Origin of the sequence: Blautia sp. AF19-10LB (genome assembly GCF_003461245.1) — a bacterium.
Classification (GTDB): domain Bacteria; phylum Bacillota; class Clostridia; order Lachnospirales; family Lachnospiraceae; genus Blautia_A; species Blautia_A intestinihominis.
The window spans coordinates 1,060-18,441 of record NZ_QTWS01000046.1 but is presented as its reverse complement, the minus strand read 5'-3'; the positions used below and the strand labels follow the sequence as shown (position 1 = coordinate 18,441).

Sequence of the window (17,382 nt, the reverse complement as noted above, 5' to 3'; positions counted from 1 at the left end):
GCGGGAAAGCCGCACGTACGGATCTGTGAGGGGCTAAGATTGAGAGGTCTTAGTCTACTCGACTGCAGAGCTGACAATCTATCATTTTGTCAATGTAAGATAATTACAATCAATAACGCCGGTGCGGGATTTTGATATCCAGTACCAGCGTTATTGATTCCACAGAGGCTTGGGGGTGTAGCCACCAAATATATTATTCATTTTCATTTTCAGAAAGTTTGTTAAGGATCCACTCCTGATTGATAACAATATCCTCATCATCGCGGAGATCCTTGAAATCATCGCAGTGTGAAGAAGCAAATTCATACATATTGTCAATGTCAACTGCACCAGTAATCTCACCCTTATTAATGATTACAAGAATATTTGTTCCGTCGTTGTCGACAGCAAAGCACAGTTCATCAAATTCTTTATCAGGATCATTTTTAAGAATAGAATCTGCCGCAAGTAATTTAACAAGTTCCATTATCCTGTCATCCTTACCAGCATCAAAAATCTGTATCTTTTCAACGAGCTGATTTGCAGGCGTTACACTCCGGTTTAAGTACTTTTTGGTACGAAAATCAGCCATAGCATGTTCTCCATAAAACAAATCATATGTTTCGGCCACTTCTGATTCAGAAACCAGATAAATCATGATAAGATCTTCCATCTGGTGATAGAGTGTAGAGTAGTTTAAACGAAAGGTCTCTCCACAGCTTGGACAGGTATAAAGGAAGCATCTCGAATCTGAAGCCGAGGAAAGCATTCTCTCTCAAATGTTTACTGCCCGGAAATGTTGTCGCTGATCTGAATATAAAACTTCTCGTTGCTTCTCTGAGCAACAAAGTCGATTTCCTTTTGATAGAGCTTGCTGACATAAACATTATATGAAAATAGATTATATGCTCTGTTTTTTGCAATATTTTATCTTGCGAATTTATCATTGTAACGAATATGCATATCTTCCCAATCCATGAACAATACATAAAATACTTTCCCGTATTGCGGGCTCTCTACAATTCTTCCATGATCAAGAACAGAAAAATAAGTTCCGTCAGCTTTTCGAAGATGAAAGTGAATATAGTCATTTTCATTGCCGTTGTCAATCTGTTCCCAGATACTTGATTCTATCTGTTGCTGTTCATCTTCACGAATCAAGTTGCGAAAACTTTTCTCAGTAAGTCTGAACAGTTCATCTATATCTTTATATCCGGACATATGAAGAAATTCATCATTTGCAAAAAATAGTTCATCATCTTCTTTGTCAGCTCTGTATATGATGAATGCACCTGGAAGATGTTCAGAGATATCCTTGAATGCGAATCCAAGTTGTTTTCGGGCACCTGACCGAAGTCCTTCTCTGTAGACCATACATCCATTTTTTCCATGAAGCTTTATTTCATAAAGAGCGGCATCTGCGCAGCGCATGAGTTGTGAACGATTGGATGCAAATGTTGGGTATTCTGCATATCCTAGAGAAATATAAAATGCATGTTCCTTACCATGGTATGAGAATGATTTAGGAAGTTTGGTGAATTTCTGCAGCTGTATAGCTGCTTCTGCAAAAGTACAATTTGGTAAAAGAATGCAGAATTCGTCACCACCATTTCTTCCAAGTAATGCATCGGATGGGAAAAAAGTCTTCATGCTGTCTGCAAGATTCTTTAGTGCCCTGTCTCCGTAATTATGTCCATAGATATCATTAATAAACTTGAAATCATCGATATCAAGGAGCGCAGCCACAAAATGTGTTTTTGGATTTTTTTGAATCATTTTTTCTGCAAATTCATCAAATCCATAGCGGTTATAAATATTTGTAAGAGAATCTGTGCGCGCCAGTATCTGAAACTTTTCCTTATGTTCTTTTGCTACTAACCATACTCTGGTAAGAACTGACAGGAGAAGGCTTATTGTAAGAAAAATTCCGATGATGATTATCAGTAATGTGGCATTTCTCCATCCACTTTTAGGAGTTACTTCAAATTTCCAGTTTTCGTCTCCTATTGTAAATATATAAGAAACAGGACGATTTATTTGCCCATCTGATTGATAAACCACTTTATAAGTATCACTCCATGGAGCGTCTGTTTTTGAAATTTTGTATTCGTATCCAAAATTTGAAGGGGCCCTGCGTAATGATTGTATGGTTGTCTCTTGCGTAACAGGAAATTTTTCCGCGGTCTTTATCATGGATCAAATCAATCTTACCTGCCTCATTTTCATTAGCCGGATAAATATCTGTAACAACACCATTAGGAGCGAGCTGTACACTTTCAATAGAATCAGACATAAGATTTCCTGCAATTGTTTCAAACTGATGGATTTCGCCATCTTCACTTATTAAGATTTGCTTCAAGGTATCTGTGATCTCAATTCCATTTGTAATTTCATTCTTTATTCGTTCGCCATAGGTGACTACGTTTAATTGTGCTGTTATGTGTCTCTGCTCTTTTTCGTGGGTGTCTGTTTTGTATACAATCAAACTAACAAGGCATATGCCCAGTAAAAAAGTGATAAGAGGCACAAGTGTTTGTTTTTTCACTTGGTTCACCTCGTTTTGTCCATGGGAATTTTTATAATAAGGCATTATAGCACAGAAGTCGAAAAACAGAATAGGTTTTATGAAAAAACGAACTGTGCATAATCCATATGAAGTCAAATTTGAGGGAAATTATTCACTATATTGACGAGTCAACACTTGAAAAAGCGAAGAACGAAAAAGTTCAAAAGCAAGAGTCTCCCTCAAAGGTGTCAAAAGACGTAGAGGAGTCTGTTGATAAGATGATCTCCAATCGTATGAGCAAAGCATATTCTGAATGGAAATCAAATCAAGATACACGGCCATATAATGAAAATATAGAGAAGGAATACCAGAAGCTTTTGGAAACACTGTCTTCGGAACAAGAGGAAGTGCTTACGAAGTATTGCGATGAAATATTTGCCAGCGGAGCAGAGACAGAAGAGTTTTTCTATCGCCTGGGTATAAAGGATGGACTGAGATTAAAAAGTACGGTAAAATCTGTATTAGAAATGATGTCGTGAAAACGAAACATACTTTAGAACTACTAGTTCTGGCAAATCCGTTGGTTATGCGGATTTATGCACTGCTATTTGATGTAAACTGATAACATCAGAATTAGATAAAAGAGATAAAGGAGAAGAGATATGTGACTGCCGGATTTTTTTTATTCAAAGACTTTTAAAATCATAGCGACAGTAATCATTAGTGTTGAGCTGATAATCATAATTACATTGAAGGTAGTGGATCTTTACTGTGATGAACCGGGATGCTGGAACAAAAAAGATTGGGGAACAAACTATTGCATGGAGCATATTAACAGTATTTATGAAGAGGCGATGAAAAGAGAAAGAGCATATGAAAATTCTCAAAGAAAAAACAGTACGAGTAACAGCTATTCCAGTAAATCCCAAAGAAGTTATTCTTCTGGAAAAAAGAGTACTCCATCGCGTTCATACAATACATACAGCAATTCTTATTCCTCCCGGAGAAACGATTCTTATGATGTTTATAATTATGATGATCCGGATGATTTCGCCGATGACTGGGCTGAGGAATTCGGTGGAGGAAATTATGATGGCGGATATGATGATGCGTATGATTACTGGGAGGAGAACTACGGGAAATAATAATACAAGGAAATTGTGGAGGTGAACTTGTGAAGGAAAGTATATATCAAACTCCTTGTGGAACGATTCATTATTGGTCAAGTATTCTGAGTTTGGATACAACGACGCTTGTATTTCTTCCGGGGTTGACTGCTGACCATAGACTGTTTGATAAACAGGTTGAGTATTTCGTGGAAAAATATAATATTATTGTATGGGATGCACCGGCTCATGCCTCTTCCTGGCCGTTTCGGTTTGAATTTGATCTGTTTGATAAGGCAAAATGGCTGAATGGGATTCTTGAAAAAGAAGAAATCATAAAACCAATTATAATCGGTCAATCAATGGGAGGATATGTGGGACAGGCTTATGCACAATTGTATCCTGACCGGCTGGCAGGTTTTATTTCCATTGATTCAGCACCGCTCCAGAGAAACTATGTGACAGCAGTGGAGATCTGGCTTCTGAAAAGAATGGAACCAGTATATGCACATTACCCATGGAAGTTGCTTTTGAAATCCGGAACTGAGGGAGTTGCAGCTTCTAATTATGGCAGAAATCTGATGAAGGAAATGATGCTAGTCTATGATGGTGATCAGCATCGTTATGCCCAAATTGCCGGGCATGGGTTTCGTATTCTGGCAGAGGCAATGGAAAAGGATCTGCCATATGAAATCAAATCTCCTTCCTTGTTGATATGTGGTACAAAGGATCATGCCGGCTCATGCATAAGGTATAACAGAGAATGGCATCGAAAAACGAAAATTCCTTTAAAGTGGATTGAAGGGGCCGGTCATAATTCTAATACAGATAAACCGGAGATGATAAATAGTTTAATAGAAGAATTCCTTTCAAACATATAAAGACTATTGAAAACAATTGGTCAACCGTTATAAAAGGACAATAAACAAATCGGAAGTTGGAGGAAAGATTATGGAAATCAGAAAGTATATGGAAAAAGACATTTCTGCAATGGTTTATATCTGGAATAAAGTTGTAGAAGATGGTGAGGCTTTTCCACAAGAAGATTTTTTGAATGATAAAACGGGTGCTGACTTTTTTGCAGCACAGACATATTGTGGTGTTGCAGATGACAACGGAAAAATCGTGGGGCTCTATATCCTGCATCCAAACAATATCGGTCGCTGCGGGCATATTGCAAATGCGAGTTACGCTGTTGCTACAGATTACCGCGGCGAGCATATCGGTGAAAAATTAGTAACTGATTGTCTTACACAAGCAAAGCAGCATGGCTTTGGAATTTTGCAATTCAATGCTGTAGTGGAAAACAATCTTCATGCGCGTCATTTGTACGAACGACTGGGGTTTGCGAAGATTGGAGTGGTACCGAAAGGTTTTCGTATGAAAGATGGAACCTATCAAAATATCTGTCTGTATTATTATGAACTGTAAAGCAGGCCGATAACTTCAAGTTTGTAGGACTAAATTATAGAAAATTTATTATTGAATTCGTTTTAACTGTTGGCATTTTTTTGTATTTTCAGAAGGGAAAGCAAACATGGAGAATGAATTAATTTTGTTTGAAACTGCCGATAAAGAAATAAAGTTAACTGTGCCTATAAAAAATAATACTGTATGGCTTAATAGAAAACAGTTAGCCGAATTGTTTGGAAGAGATGTAAAGACAATTGGGAAACATATTAATAATGCATTAAAAGAAGAGTTGGATAATTCAGTTGTCGCAAATTTTGCGACAACTGCTTCAGATGGAAAAGTGTATCAAGTTGAACATTATAATTTAGATATGATTATTTCTATAGGCTATAGAGTGAAATCTAATCGAGGGGTAGAATTTAGAAAATGGGCTAATAGTGTTCTAAAACAGTATATCATACAGGGGTATGCAATCAATGAAAAAAGATTAGAAGCTTTACAACGAACAATAAATATCCAAACAAAAATGCTTGCATGCACTTTGGAAGTAGATGAAGCAGAGGTGTTGAAAGCTGTTAGCTTATATACAAATGCTTTGATGTTGTTAGATCAGTATGATCATCAATCACTTAAAAAGCCTACTGGAAGCAAGGCTATCTATAGAATTACATATGAAGATTGCCGAAATATGGTGAATGCAATGGAAGATTCATTTCACTCGGATGTCTTTGGGATTGAGAAAGAAAAGGGAAAAGTTGAAGGTATTCTTGCAGCAGTTTATCAAAATGTTTTTGGAGGAGATGTTTATCCTTCCTTAGAAGAGAAAGCAGCCAATCTTTTGTATTTTATGATAAAAGATCATCCTTATGCTGATGGATGCAAGAGAATTGCTGCATCGTTATTTTTGGAATTTTTGGCTCGAAATAATATACTTTACAAAGCTGATCAAAAAAGGGTAAGTGATGGTGCATTAGTAGCAATAACATTAATGATTGCAGAGTCAGATCCAAAGGAGAAAGATATTATGGTTAATTTGGTGATGAATTTGCTAATAATGTAAATTTGATTTCGAATCGGAATTGACCGAACTCTTTGAGCGAGGGATACTTCTTGTCCGAAGGGCAAGAAGGTGGAGTTGAAAAAGATTATAACAATCGAGATTTGGAGGGATAATGAGATGAATATAAAAGATTTTAAGTGGACGAGAGAACCTGATGATTACACGCTGACAGATGACAAAATTGAGATTATTACACAGCCTGGAACTGATTTGTGGCAAAGAACTTACTATCATTTCCGCAATGATAATGCTCCGGTTCTGCAGATAGAAACAGAGGAAAAGTTTTTTTCATTTATAGTGAAAACTGATTTTAAGGAAAGTCATCATCGCTTTGATCAGTGCGGTGTGGTTATGTATCTTGACAGTGAGAATTGGTTGAAAGGTTCTATAGAATATGAGAATGACTATTTTCAGCACCTGGGAAGTGTTGTGACAAACAATGGATATTCAGATTGGGCAACTACGGAAATTGATGCAGAGATTAAATCTATGTGGTATCGTCTCAGTAGACGTGAAGATGATTATTGCATTGAATGTTCTGAGGATGGAATACGGTTTAAGCAAATGAGGATTTGTCATATGTGGGCTGGTGCAGGAAAAATCAAATTTGGAATTTATGCATGCAGTCCGGAAGATTCATCGTTTAAAGCGGTATTTACAGATATGAAATTGACGGAGTGTCAATGGAAAGCCCACGATGGTCAAAAGCCGGATGAGATGTAGCGGACTGTATTTGATATAAAAAACCAATATGAAAATAGGAAAGTACATATCAAACTCCTTGCGGAACAATTCACTATTGGTCAAATAATCTGAGTTTGGATACAACGACGCTTGTATTTTTACCAGGTCTATGCACATTATCCATGGAAGTGGCTTTTGAAATCCGGAACTGAGGGAGTTGCAACTTCTAATTATGGCAGAAACCTGATGAAGGAAATGATGCTGGTCTATGATGGTAATCAGCATCGTTATGCTCAAATTGCCGGGCATGGATTTCGTATTCTGGCAGAGGCAATGGAAAAGGATCTGCCATATGAAATCAAATGTCCTTCCCTGTTGATATGTGGTACAAAGGATCATGCCGGTTCATGCATGAGGTATAACAGAGAATGGCAGCGAAAAACGGAAATTCCTTTAAAGTGGATTGAAGGGGCCGGTCATAATTCTAATACAGATAAACTGGAGATGATCAATAGTTTACTAGAAGAGTTTTTTTCGAATATTTTATGAGAGGCAACCTAAAGTTATTTGAATTGAAAAGTGGGAGAGGAGAAAAACTAATGAAAAATATACTGATTATTTCAAGTTCACCAAGAAAAAAAGGAAATTCACAAATCTTATGTGAACAGTTCAAAAAAGGTGCAGAAGCAAAAGGACACCAGGTGAAAATCGTACGTATCATGGAGCAGAACATAGGCTTTTGCAGGGCCTGTGACGGCTGTATGAGAAATGGCGGTACCTGTGTATTAAAAGATGATATGGCTGAGATACTTAAAATGTTTCAGAAAGCAGATGTACTTGTACTGGCTACTCCGGTTTATTTTTATGGAATCAGTGCCCAGATGAAGACTTTTATTGACCGTACTTACCCAATCTGGCAGCATCTCGGTAAAAAAGAGGTTTACTATATTATATCAGCTGGCCTGGGTGAGGATATTATTGAAAGATCGCTTGGTGATCTGAATGGTTTTGTAGAGCATCTGGAAGAATACAAGATTGCAGGAAAGATATATGCAGCAAACGTGATGGATGCTGGATTGGTCAAAAATCAAAGTGTTTTCCAAAAAGCCTACGATATGGGATATGCCATTTAAGCTGTTGAACAATCGAAATTGACCGAGTTCTTTAAGTGAGGAATGCCATACCTGATTATACACAATGGGAGGTCGCGCAGGAGAAGAATACGGAGAAATATTGAAAGAAAACAAACTATGAAATGAGGTGACATTTATGATGAAAAACGAAGCGGGAGTAAGAATCGAAGAAATGCTGTGTCAGCTGGCCGATGCGACGCGCATCGACGGAGAGATCTGGCGTGCAGCGTATACTCTGGAAGACAAAATCGCGAAGAACATCCTGCGTGAGTGGATCGAGGATCTGGGGCTTGAATACAGAGAGGACGCGATCGGTAACGTGTATGGACGGCTTCCGGGGACAGAACCTGGAACCATACTGACGGGATCCCACCTGGATACCGTGAAGAACGGTGGAAAATATGATGGCGCACTGGGCGTTGTGACCGGTGTGGCAGCGCTGGGATACCTCAAACAGTCGGGCTTCGTTCCGAAACACAGCCTGGAAGTGGGTGGTCTGATGGAGGAAGAGGGCAGTCGTTTTCCATCCGGCTGTCAGGGGAGCCGCGCAATCTGTGGCACGCTGAAAGAAGAGGATCTCGAGGAGCTCAGCCGTGATGGCGTCACACTTCGTGAAGCACTGGTATCTGCCGGGTATCAGACGGAAGCGCTGAAAAACGTGAAACGTGACGATATTCGAGCAATCGTAGAACTGCATATCGAACAGGGACCGGTGCTTGAAAGCGAGCAGAAGCAGATCGGTATTGTGGACAGTATCGTCGGTATCGTCAACTATGAGCTGACCATTCAGGGAAGCCAGAACCATGCAGGTACCACCTCGATGTCTTTACGGCACGATCCTGTGGTAGCTGCTGCGGAATTTATCACAGAGTCTACCCGTCAGATGATGGCGCAGGCTCCTTCTGCCACCCTTACCTATGGCGCGATACAGGTATTTCCTGGAATGCAGAATGTCATTGCAGATCGAGTGAATCTGCTCATCGATCTGCGCGATGGTAGCAATGAGGAACTGCTTCAAGATGTGGTTCTTCTGAAACGTGTACTGGAATCCATCGAACGCAAGGGCTTTCAGACCCGGCTTCGACAGAATGACTGGCTGGAGTCCGTACGGATGGATCCGAACGTGATTCGGGTGATCGAGCGGCACTGTGAAGAGAAACATCTCGCGTATAAGCATATGAACAGCGGCGCCGGACACGACTCGATGGTATTCGGAAAGCATTTCCCGACCGCGATGATCTTCGTGCCGAGTATCGGAGGTATCAGCCATAATCCGGCAGAAGCCACCGCTGTAGCGGATATACAGACCGGTTTTGAACTGCTTTGTGACGTGTTAAAAGAATTATCGGCTCAAACCTTTTTATCATGGTAAGTTTTATTACATTGCTAATGATAATAAAGCCTTTGTAATTATTGGCTTGTCCAATATAAGTAAAACGGCATATTTAAACAACTATGAATTAGATCGGCTGTTTGAAATAGATTGTAATAACCCCGAAGAACAATATTTTATAACTGGTTCTAAAAATTCAAATCAGAATGTATAAAAATTGAAGAGATAATCTGTATGACTGATGTGAAAATGAAACTCCATTTATGTAAAGAGCCAGACAAATTCAAATTTGCAGGGACGACAAGTGGCTCAGTATGATATAAATTGAATATTGAAATGTAAAGACTATTTACCGTAAAACAGTAAATGGTCTTTTTTGTACCTTTTGGGGAACGAGTAGAGATTTATAGCCGGAAATCTATGTTTTATCATAATCTGTGAAATAAGATAGGTTAATTCTTCAATTTACATATTTTTTAAGGTGTTCCGGCATGGTATTATGATACTTATAAAGAACCAATTATATCTGTTGGAGAGAGCGGTGAAAAGTTATGAAGTTATTGTTTAAACAAAGGCTGTTTTCATGGTTTGACAGCTATGATATCGATGATGAAGCAGGCAACACTGTTTATGTAGTAAAAGGCCAGTTGTCCTGGGGACATAAACTTGTAATTTATGATGCCTATGGAAATGAAGTAGGAATGGTTGTTCAGAAAGTACTTACTTTTCTTCCTAAATTTGAAATTTATAAAAACGGCAGTTATATCGGATGCCTGAGCAAAGAATTCTCATTCCTGACGCCACATTATAATATTGATTACAATGGATGGCATATTGATGGAACCATTATGGAATGGGACTATAGCATTCTTGATCAAAGCGGTTATTCAATTGCACGGGTTAGTAAAGAACTGTTTCATATGACTGATACATATGTTATTGATGTGCAGGATCCAGGAAATGCATTGGATGCGCTGATGTTTGTACTGGCAATCGATGCAGAAAAATGTTCCAGAAATTAAATAGTTGATCTTGTTACTGTAATTATTCGGAGGATGAAGCATGGGATTATTCAAAAAGAAAATCGTGAAAAAAACATATGACCGAGAACATATGAAACCAGTTATTCGTGCAAGCATTTGTACCGGGGAAGAAGTAGCAGGATTCAAAGACATACGGACCGGAAAAATCGAAGAAATCATGCTGATCAGATCGCCGGAGGACCTAGAAAGATTCAAAGAGATATATGAGATAACAGAGGAAATTGCAAAAGAATATTAGACATCTTCTGGGTCGTGGATGAACGCCAGGTATTCGTCTGTAAGCTTATAGGGAAAACGGAGTTATTTTATAAAGGTGATATGATGAAAATTACTTACATTAACCACAGTGGATTTTTAATTGAAACTAAAGATTGCTACTATATTTTTGACTATTATAAGGGTGAATTACCACTTCTTGACAAGAAAAAAGAAGTAATTGTTTTTTGCAGTCATTTTCATAAGGATCATTTTAATCCTGTGATTTTTGAGATCCTTGATGACATGAGCATGACATATCAGGCAATTTTGGCGAAAGATATACGCAAAAGAAAACATTTGTCAGATATGAAGATCACATATGTTTATCATGATCAGACTTATAATCTGGATAATGGCACCCAAGTCGATACATTGCTATCTAACGATAGTGGTGTAGCATTTATTGTCAAAACAAAGGAAGGCACCATTTATCATGCTGGTGACTTAAATGACTGGTATTGGGATGGTGAGCCAAAAGCTGATAACCAGAGACTTACTTCAGCATATCGTGCGGAGATCAGGAAAATCAAGGGTATGCATTTTGATGCTGCATTTGTCCCTTTAGATCCGAGACAGGGAAATCACTATGCCGACGGGATCCTGTATTTCCTTAAAAATGTAGATTGCAATGTCATTTTTCCAATGCATTACTGGAATGATGCCAATGTAATTAAGCGGTTTATCACGGAATATCCGCAATATAAATCACGTATTAAAAACACAGAATGTGCAAAAGGAGAAGAATTATGAAGTTTAGTGCGATCACAGGGCGTATCGTAGCCTCTCCAAACAAGTTTGTCAAGGAGATGTAGGTCAGTTCATCCTTGCTATGGATACCTGGTTTGAAAGATTGATGGTGGAATAATAGAGGCTGTGATAGAATGAAGAAAATGATTTGATACGCTAATCGGAATTAGGAGGCTATCGGAAATGACTGAAAGAGAAAAAATGCTAAGTGGAGAGTTGTACGATCCAACAGATAAAGAATTGGAACAATTACGCGTGAATGCACGTAAATTAGCAAGAAAATACAATTTGACAGATGAAGATGACCAAGAAGAACAAGCACAGATATTGAGGGAATTATTGACAGCAACAGAGGAACTCCCCTATTTACAGGCACCTGTTTATTTTGATTATGGATGTAATACGTTCTTTGGAAAATTCAGTTCTGCAAATTTTAATTTTACATGTTTAGATGTATGTGAAATACATATAGGCGATAATGTGATGATTGGTCCAAATGTTACATTGGCAACTCCCATGCATCCATTATTACCTGAAGAACGCAATATCAGGATGAGAGAAGATGGCAGTTTTTATAATCTTGAATATGCGAAACCAATAACTATAAAAGATAATTGCTGGCTAGCATCTAATGTGGTTGTTTGCGGTGGTGTCACCATAGGAGAAGGGTGTGTAATTGGTGCAGGAAGTGTTGTAACAAAAGATATTCCGCCGTATAGTTTGGCAGTTGGAAATCCATGCCGGGTCATTCGAAAAATAACTGAGAAAGATCATATGCTAGATGGAATTGAAAAGAATTGAAAAATTTGCCGAGATGACGAGAGGTTTATTTTAATAAAGAAAAATAAAACGATCAATTAATAACGCCGATACAGGATTTTTATAATCCTATACCGGCGTTCGTTGGTTACAAGGGAATGTATTTTATGCTTATTTTCCAAATGTATTGCTGGATTTAGCTGCAGCCTTTGCTGTCATGGTGTTGGTGGACTCAAACAAGGAAGTTGTCGGTGCGACCGGACACATCAGTACCCGTCCTGTTCCGCGGTAAACATTTACCAGACCCTCTCCGCTAACTGCAGATCCGACAAGTGTTTTGGTTGATCGTTCTACGGTAAATTCAAGGTTTGATGACCAGCATACGGCAAGGTTTCCATCAATTTTCAGTTCATCATTTTCCAATATAACTTCAATCAATTCATCTTCGGGAACATTAGACTCCAGTGCAGCTACACCATTTCCCTGTAAACTCAGATTAAACAGGCCTTCGCTACCTAATACTGCTGATGAAAGGTTCTTTCTGGCTACAACTTTACTTTTTACATTTGCATCACAAGCCAGGAACATGCCATCTTCAATTGTCATTCCGGCCGATCCCCACTTGCCAACATCTGCAAGAATAATGTATTTATATGTCGGTTCCAGTACCAGACAGCCTTCACCAACATATTCTGGTTTAACTGCGGTTTCTTTTGTAACCGCACCCTTGAGTGCCTTTCCAAGGAAATCTCCGATACCTTTTACACCAGACGTGGCTTGTACATTACCACCCATCCACTGCATGGAACCAGCCTGGATAACAGCTGAATGGTCTTTATCAATATCAATAACAACCTGTCTTCTTCTGACATTCATTTTACTCATGAAATACTCATTCATTGCATTCATAGGTGAAACGCTGGCATCCTGCACATATTCAAGCACATGGAAGTTTCCGATGCTTTTTGCATATTTTCTGTTTTCATTTTGTAAATTTTCAATTCGCATAGCATAATCTCCCTTTTAATAATAATTTATGATGTTGCTCGTATATGCTTATTATAAAAGAGTCAGCATAGATAGAAAACAATTCGTGCAGAGAAATATAAAGACAGAATTCTCAAAATTCGAGAAATATAAAGATGTAATTCCTCATGGTGGATGTGTATTATGAAAAATAAATTTGTTATAGTGACAATATCAACAAAAAAGCAGAATATAAATGGGGTGATCAGATGGAAGCAGCACAGAGAATTCGATTAATCCGGATAATAGAAAAGATGGAGAAAAATCCGACATTCAGTAATAAACTTGGTATAAAGAACACATCTGAATATTTAGCAGAAAAAGAACAGAAAAAATGAAAGACACATGTCAGAAGGAGTAAAAAATGTTATCGTTATTATTTACAATTTGTATAATTTGGTTTGTTGGAAAATTTTTTATATTTGGATTAAAAGCGTCCTGGGGAATTATGAAACTACTTTGTACAGTTATTTTCTTTCCGGTGATGTTGATTGGTATGGTTATAGGTGGACTGATGTACATTGCTTTTCCATTGTTGATTGTCGGTGGCATTATAGCACTGGTGACGTCACATTCATAATGGATCAGGAGGAAGAAAACAGAAAGTATAGTCAATCAATTACAGCGTATGTAAAGGAAAAGGCAATGAGTCAGAAATGCTTCATTGCCTTTTGTTGCGTCATGGATTATTTTAATTTTTCTTTTTCGGCATTTAAGAGATCAAGATTAAGCCCCTGTTCTCCGGCGGTCTTATCTACCCAAAGATTCAAAGAGTCTATGGCTAAAGAAATTTCATCAAGTTTTTTACTGATATAAGCAAAATCTTTCATTTCATCATCGCTGATCTTACCGTCACGGGCAATCTGGATTAGACGACCAGTAAGAGGATTGATTTCATTTAAACTGGCAATTGTCTCCAAAATGATATTTGACAGATCGGTTACTTCTACTTCAGGAACATAACGATAGCCGATTTCGCATTTGTGAGAGCAATAATAATTGCAAAGCTCTGGTCTTTTATAGGCATCTGCCATTTGGAGGATGTCATAAGGCGTAGGTTCTTGTGTTTCATATTCAAATTTTTCAATTTTTGAATCAGAGACAGCATCCATTTTTTCACTGGCCTCTGCTCTTGTAAGTCCTGCCGCTTCTCGGCAAAGCTGGTAAATTGTTTTGTTTTCCCTGGTGGATTGTTTACCCATGAGAATTTCCTCCCCGTATATCGCTAAACATGAGGATTATCAATATTTAAGTCCTCATGCAAGACGTGCATTTCTCGTATAGAGTTTATTATACTTGAATTATCAATTAACAACAAGCTCAATAATGAACATGAAGTCAAAAAGAGTGAAAGAGGAAATGATACCCCCAAAAAACATTTGATAAATGGTATCGAAGTCAGAAACAGTACCGAAATGCCGAGGACCGGGAGAAAGTTCGTGACATTGTAGAAAGCTCCATGGCTATGCCAGAGATGGCCAGGTTATTAGGCGTTCCAAGATCTACCGTATATGGTCTTCTGAATCAGTCAGAGATTCTGAAAACCATTGAGTTTGATGATCGAAGACGAGTGACAAAGAAGAGTTTTTATGAATGGTATGGCAGCCAGGACGATTATCATATCGTATCGGACGAAATACCAGAGACAGTGAAGGGTGAAGATAATCGCAGGATTGAAGCTTATAGAAGAGCGGTTCTGGAACGAGATGGTCATAGCAAAAATATAGGAAATGATGTTTATCTGACAGTAAATGAGGCAGCAGTTCTGGCAGGAGTGAATCCGGCAACTGTGCACAAATGGATTAAAAAAGGAAAAGTAGAAGCAGTACAAAGCAGCAAAACGATTCGCATTCCAAGGCAGGAGTTTGAGGGTTGGCTGCAAGGCAGAGAGAAAGAGTTTGATTGTTATATGTGGTGAAATGGTAGCCAAGTTGGCTACCAATGATGATAAAAAAATCTATTCTACTGGCATCGTCCCCATCATTTAAAAAGAGTTGATAAAACTGGAAATCCACAATACAAAATGATATTCTTTTTTTCTGGATGTTTCTGTGATATACTTATACGCGGTCGTATCAGACCGGAAAGGAAATATTATGTTACAAAAATTATATGTTTTTTTCAGGAAAGAAACCGTTTTGTCAATTGCAGTGATCCTGGCGCTTCTTTCTATGTTCTGGGTCAGACCGGATAAGGCTTATTTTACTTATATCGATTTCAGGACTCTCGGGCTCCTCTTCTGTTTGATGGCAATTGTAGCTGGTTTGAAGGCTGTTGGTGTTTTTGATATACTCGCCAAAAAATTGCTGATGGGAACATCGGGAACTGTGGGTGTGATCAGGCTGTTGGTACTCTTATGTTTCTTCCTGTCAATGGTGATCACCAATGATGTGGCATTGATTACTTTTGTTCCTCTTGCACTGATCATTGTGCATAAACTGCCAAAGGAACTGGGCAATTACTGGCTTCTTAAAATAGTAGCCATGCAGACAATCGCTGCTAATCTCGGAAGCATGCTCACACCAATCGGAAATCCGCAGAACCTTTATCTATATGCCAGAGCAGGGATGTCCGCGGCAGAATTAATAACCCTGATGCTTCCCTATTCCGCCACAGCACTTATCCTTCTTCTGATATGGATACAGGTAGCCGCTGCCAAAGCACCTCACGTATGCGGTTCCGAAAAAGATAAAACTCTTTTGGGATTCTCTGACAGAAAAGAACTTAACATGGAATACCTGGCCGCTTACCTGATCTTATTTACAATCTGCCTGCTCACTGTTGCACGTATCATTCCATACCAGATTCCTCTTGTATTGGTTCTTATATATATGCTGCTAAGAAACAGGGAAAATATAAGCAGGGTGGATTACTCCCTGCTTGCCACCTTTATCGCATTATTTATTTTTATCGGCAACCTTGGAAGGATTCCGCAATTCAGCAGTTTTCTGGAAAGAATCATGGCAGGAAGGGAAACACTTACTGCTGTTCTTGCCAGTCAGATTATGAGCAATGTTCCCGCTGCGCTTCTTTTATCCGGCTTTACAGATAATTACCGGGCTTTAATTGTCGGAACCAATATTGGAGGTCTCGGCACTCTGATTGCATCCATGGCAAGCCTGATAAGTTTCAAATATATTGCAAAAGAAAACAGGAATCTGAGAGGGAAGTATTTGGGAATATTCACAGCCTCCAATATTATATTCATGATATTCATGTTAATATTGTATTTTTTTCTTAGATAAAGGTTTTCCCGGAATTACAAAAGCTATAGCAATTCTTTCTTCGCAAAAAATTCTCCGCGGCACTTTCCCATCCTGGAAGAAAAGCCGCGGAGAAATAAATATATTTTCGGTGCCAATACAAAGATCATTAATCTTTACACCACTTTACAACTTTTTCATAAAAAAATATCGTACAGGGCTTTCTGATGTATAATGAGTTTGCTCCAAAACATTACAAAGGAAAGTGACCCTGTACGAAAAAGACATTATACAACGAAAAGACTCTGACTGGTAGACTTCACAAATATTTTTTGATTTATTTTGAAACTTTTTCTGCTTCAACAGCAGATACTTTGTTTTTACTCGTTTTATCAATACTAACATTGGAATCTGGACATTCCATTCGATTTTTATATCAGCACTTTTTGTCTGGAATTACCACAAAATCCCTCAATACCTTTTACCACGCATGTTCCTATGCAAAAGTTGATTATTCCCACTTTATGAATATCACAGCTAAAGTTGCTTTGAGAATGATACCGGATTCACTGGCAACACAGCCGATATTTCTTTGTGTGGATGATACCATGGTAGCAAAGGCCGGAACTCGGTTTGAGAATGTTTCAAAACTCTTTGACCATGCCGCACATAATGGTTCCAATTATCTGAATGGACACTGCTTTGTAAGTATTATGCTTTGCATACCTGTATGGAAGAATGACAGGATGAAATATATTCCGCTGTTTTTGTACTCGTTCCGGTGGAATATTGAAACAAGCTACTATGAGCAGAAAACCTTCTGGTCACTTTGCAGGTATATGGTACGAAGCTGCAAGGGTATTGAAATGCTGGTAAATCTGATCAATATCTGTTATTGTGCCATGACAAAGGCCTTAAAACAGCTGATTCGTCAGCAAGTCTATTAATTATAAAGTTGTAAACTGGTGTAATAAACAGAATCAAAAAAAATTTGTCTAAAGAGAATAAGATATAAAAACAGAATATAAAGCGTAAGAGCATGTAGAATCTATCTATGTGCTCTATTTTTTATGTTTTGTGAATCAACAACTCTATCCTCACACGACTGAAGTCGCGTGCTTCCGGACGCTTT

General features: G+C 38.3%; 22 protein-coding genes and 1 pseudogene. 17 read left to right on the top strand and 6 right to left on the bottom strand.

Going from position 1 to position 17,382, the window contains the following annotated elements; all coding sequences use genetic code 11:
• Window positions 1–193 precede the first annotated feature (193 nt).
• The 4 genes and pseudogenes from DWX28_RS17295 to DWX28_RS20125 form a co-directional block, all read right to left on the bottom strand.
• Window positions 194–748: a CpXC domain-containing protein gene (locus tag DWX28_RS17295; RefSeq protein WP_118254262.1), complete on the bottom strand. Its 555-nt coding sequence runs from the start codon at window positions 746–748 to the stop codon at window positions 194–196.
• Between the two features lie 17 nt (window positions 749–765).
• Window positions 766–870, bottom strand: a pseudogene (locus DWX28_RS20675) (ATP-binding protein); the annotation flags it as partial.
• Between the two features lie 36 nt (window positions 871–906).
• Window positions 907–2,169, bottom strand: a complete 1,263-nt coding sequence (locus DWX28_RS17285; RefSeq protein WP_243002476.1) for a sensor domain-containing diguanylate cyclase — start codon at window positions 2,167–2,169, stop codon at window positions 907–909.
• On the bottom strand, window positions 2,051–2,524 hold the full coding sequence (locus tag DWX28_RS20125) for a hypothetical protein (protein ID WP_243002475.1): 474 nt from the start codon (window positions 2,522–2,524) through the stop codon (window positions 2,051–2,053). The genes DWX28_RS17285 and DWX28_RS20125 overlap by 119 nt, the downstream gene beginning before the upstream one ends.
• A gap of 119 nt (window positions 2,525–2,643) precedes the next feature.
• Between DWX28_RS20125 and DWX28_RS20120 the strand changes: the two genes are divergently transcribed.
• The 13 genes from DWX28_RS20120 to DWX28_RS17220 all read left to right on the top strand — a co-directional run bounded on the left by DWX28_RS20120 (window position 2,644) and on the right by DWX28_RS17220 (window position 12,063).
• A complete protein-coding gene (locus DWX28_RS20120; protein WP_243002474.1) occupies window positions 2,644–3,024 on the top strand; it encodes a hypothetical protein in 381 nt (126 codons plus the stop codon).
• Between the two features lie 282 nt (window positions 3,025–3,306).
• Window positions 3,307–3,630: a hypothetical protein gene (locus DWX28_RS17275; RefSeq protein ID WP_227222879.1), complete on the top strand. Its 324-nt coding sequence runs from the start codon at window positions 3,307–3,309 to the stop codon at window positions 3,628–3,630.
• A gap of 29 nt (window positions 3,631–3,659) precedes the next feature.
• Window positions 3,660–4,472: an alpha/beta fold hydrolase gene (locus DWX28_RS17270; protein WP_118254258.1), complete on the top strand. Its 813-nt coding sequence runs from the start codon at window positions 3,660–3,662 to the stop codon at window positions 4,470–4,472.
• A 70-nt stretch (window positions 4,473–4,542) separates the two neighbouring features.
• Entirely contained in the window at window positions 4,543–5,022 is a 480-nt protein-coding gene (locus DWX28_RS17265) for a GNAT family N-acetyltransferase (RefSeq protein WP_118254256.1), read from the top strand.
• Between the two features lie 106 nt (window positions 5,023–5,128).
• On the top strand, window positions 5,129–6,064 hold the full coding sequence (gene rhuM / locus DWX28_RS17260; protein WP_118254254.1) for a RhuM family protein: 936 nt from the start codon (window positions 5,129–5,131) through the stop codon (window positions 6,062–6,064).
• A 117-nt stretch (window positions 6,065–6,181) separates the two neighbouring features.
• Window positions 6,182–6,787 (top strand): DUF1349 domain-containing protein, encoded by a 606-nt coding sequence (locus tag DWX28_RS17255; protein ID WP_005426072.1) that lies wholly within the window; start codon window positions 6,182–6,184, stop codon window positions 6,785–6,787.
• Between the two features lie 207 nt (window positions 6,788–6,994).
• The gene (locus DWX28_RS17250; RefSeq protein ID WP_243002473.1) at window positions 6,995–7,297 is read left to right on the top strand and encodes an alpha/beta fold hydrolase; all 303 of its coding nucleotides are present in this window, start codon (window positions 6,995–6,997) and stop codon (window positions 7,295–7,297) included.
• Between the two features lie 50 nt (window positions 7,298–7,347).
• Window positions 7,348–7,881, top strand: coding sequence for a flavodoxin family protein (locus DWX28_RS17245; RefSeq protein ID WP_118254251.1), 534 nt, complete (start codon window positions 7,348–7,350; stop codon window positions 7,879–7,881).
• 136 nt (window positions 7,882–8,017) lie between these two features.
• Window positions 8,018–9,253, top strand: coding sequence for a M20 family metallo-hydrolase (locus DWX28_RS17240; RefSeq protein WP_118254249.1), 1,236 nt, complete (start codon window positions 8,018–8,020; stop codon window positions 9,251–9,253).
• Between the two features lie 512 nt (window positions 9,254–9,765).
• Entirely contained in the window at window positions 9,766–10,236 is a 471-nt protein-coding gene (locus DWX28_RS17235) for an LURP-one-related/scramblase family protein (protein WP_118254246.1), read from the top strand.
• A 40-nt stretch (window positions 10,237–10,276) separates the two neighbouring features.
• On the top strand, window positions 10,277–10,495 hold the full coding sequence (locus DWX28_RS17230) for an aspartate dehydrogenase (protein WP_118012734.1): 219 nt from the start codon (window positions 10,277–10,279) through the stop codon (window positions 10,493–10,495).
• Between the two features lie 83 nt (window positions 10,496–10,578).
• A complete protein-coding gene (locus tag DWX28_RS17225; protein ID WP_117526569.1) occupies window positions 10,579–11,265 on the top strand; it encodes an MBL fold metallo-hydrolase in 687 nt (228 codons plus the stop codon).
• 180 nt (window positions 11,266–11,445) lie between these two features.
• Window positions 11,446–12,063, top strand: a complete 618-nt coding sequence (locus DWX28_RS17220; protein WP_118254243.1) for a sugar O-acetyltransferase — start codon at window positions 11,446–11,448, stop codon at window positions 12,061–12,063.
• A 129-nt stretch (window positions 12,064–12,192) separates the two neighbouring features.
• Here DWX28_RS17220 and DWX28_RS17215 read toward each other — a convergent pair whose 3' ends face one another.
• Window positions 12,193–13,029 (bottom strand): AIM24 family protein, encoded by an 837-nt coding sequence (locus DWX28_RS17215; protein ID WP_118254240.1) that lies wholly within the window; start codon window positions 13,027–13,029, stop codon window positions 12,193–12,195.
• A 227-nt stretch (window positions 13,030–13,256) separates the two neighbouring features.
• Between DWX28_RS17215 and DWX28_RS20305 the strand changes: the two genes are divergently transcribed.
• Window positions 13,257–13,385: a hypothetical protein gene (locus DWX28_RS20305; protein WP_255420416.1), complete on the top strand. Its 129-nt coding sequence runs from the start codon at window positions 13,257–13,259 to the stop codon at window positions 13,383–13,385.
• Window positions 13,386–13,733: 348 nt separating this feature from the next.
• Here the strand turns inward: DWX28_RS20305 and DWX28_RS17205 are convergent, their stop codons facing one another.
• Window positions 13,734–14,249, bottom strand: coding sequence for a helix-turn-helix domain-containing protein (locus DWX28_RS17205; protein ID WP_118254235.1), 516 nt, complete (start codon window positions 14,247–14,249; stop codon window positions 13,734–13,736).
• Between the two features lie 257 nt (window positions 14,250–14,506).
• On the opposite strand from DWX28_RS17205, the gene DWX28_RS17200 reads away from it, so the two are divergent.
• The 3 genes from DWX28_RS17200 (at window position 14,507) to DWX28_RS17190 (ending at window position 17,197) form a co-directional block, all read left to right on the top strand.
• Window positions 14,507–14,965: a helix-turn-helix domain-containing protein gene (locus tag DWX28_RS17200; RefSeq protein WP_118254232.1), complete on the top strand. Its 459-nt coding sequence runs from the start codon at window positions 14,507–14,509 to the stop codon at window positions 14,963–14,965.
• Between the two features lie 178 nt (window positions 14,966–15,143).
• Window positions 15,144–16,292 (top strand): SLC13 family permease, encoded by a 1,149-nt coding sequence (locus DWX28_RS17195; RefSeq protein WP_118254229.1) that lies wholly within the window; start codon window positions 15,144–15,146, stop codon window positions 16,290–16,292.
• Window positions 16,293–16,696: 404 nt separating this feature from the next.
• On the top strand, window positions 16,697–17,197 hold the full coding sequence (locus tag DWX28_RS17190; RefSeq protein WP_330417696.1) for a hypothetical protein: 501 nt from the start codon (window positions 16,697–16,699) through the stop codon (window positions 17,195–17,197).
• Window positions 17,198–17,382 lie beyond the last annotated feature (185 nt).

What these genes read in the sequence shown, in the direction of transcription:
- DWX28_RS17230 (WP_118012734.1), top strand. Translation starts at nt 10,277, where the DNA reads ATGGGATTATTCAAAAAGAAAATCGTGAAAAAAACATATGACCGAGAA.
- DWX28_RS17275 (WP_227222879.1), top strand. Translation starts at nt 3,307, where the DNA reads ATGGAGCATATTAACAGTATTTATGAAGAGGCGATGAAAAGAGAAAGA.
- DWX28_RS17215 (WP_118254240.1), bottom strand. Translation starts at nt 13,029, where the DNA reads ATGCGAATTGAAAATTTACAAAATGAAAACAGAAAATATGCAAAAAGC.
- DWX28_RS17205 (WP_118254235.1), bottom strand. Translation starts at nt 14,249, where the DNA reads ATGGGTAAACAATCCACCAGGGAAAACAAAACAATTTACCAGCTTTGC.
- DWX28_RS17240 (WP_118254249.1), top strand. Translation starts at nt 8,018, where the DNA reads ATGATGAAAAACGAAGCGGGAGTAAGAATCGAAGAAATGCTGTGTCAG.
- rhuM (WP_118254254.1), top strand. Translation starts at nt 5,129, where the DNA reads ATGGAGAATGAATTAATTTTGTTTGAAACTGCCGATAAAGAAATAAAG.
- DWX28_RS17220 (WP_118254243.1), top strand. Translation starts at nt 11,446, where the DNA reads ATGACTGAAAGAGAAAAAATGCTAAGTGGAGAGTTGTACGATCCAACA.
- DWX28_RS20305 (WP_255420416.1), top strand. Translation starts at nt 13,257, where the DNA reads ATGGAAGCAGCACAGAGAATTCGATTAATCCGGATAATAGAAAAGATG.
- DWX28_RS17235 (WP_118254246.1), top strand. Translation starts at nt 9,766, where the DNA reads ATGAAGTTATTGTTTAAACAAAGGCTGTTTTCATGGTTTGACAGCTAT.
- DWX28_RS17245 (WP_118254251.1), top strand. Translation starts at nt 7,348, where the DNA reads ATGAAAAATATACTGATTATTTCAAGTTCACCAAGAAAAAAAGGAAAT.
- DWX28_RS17250 (WP_243002473.1), top strand. Translation starts at nt 6,995, where the DNA reads ATGAAGGAAATGATGCTGGTCTATGATGGTAATCAGCATCGTTATGCT.
- DWX28_RS17265 (WP_118254256.1), top strand. Translation starts at nt 4,543, where the DNA reads ATGGAAATCAGAAAGTATATGGAAAAAGACATTTCTGCAATGGTTTAT.
- DWX28_RS17295 (WP_118254262.1), bottom strand. Translation starts at nt 748, where the DNA reads ATGCTTTCCTCGGCTTCAGATTCGAGATGCTTCCTTTATACCTGTCCA.
- DWX28_RS17225 (WP_117526569.1), top strand. Translation starts at nt 10,579, where the DNA reads ATGAAAATTACTTACATTAACCACAGTGGATTTTTAATTGAAACTAAA.
- DWX28_RS17195 (WP_118254229.1), top strand. Translation starts at nt 15,144, where the DNA reads ATGTTACAAAAATTATATGTTTTTTTCAGGAAAGAAACCGTTTTGTCA.
- DWX28_RS17200 (WP_118254232.1), top strand. Translation starts at nt 14,507, where the DNA reads ATGGCTATGCCAGAGATGGCCAGGTTATTAGGCGTTCCAAGATCTACC.
- DWX28_RS17255 (WP_005426072.1), top strand. Translation starts at nt 6,182, where the DNA reads ATGAATATAAAAGATTTTAAGTGGACGAGAGAACCTGATGATTACACG.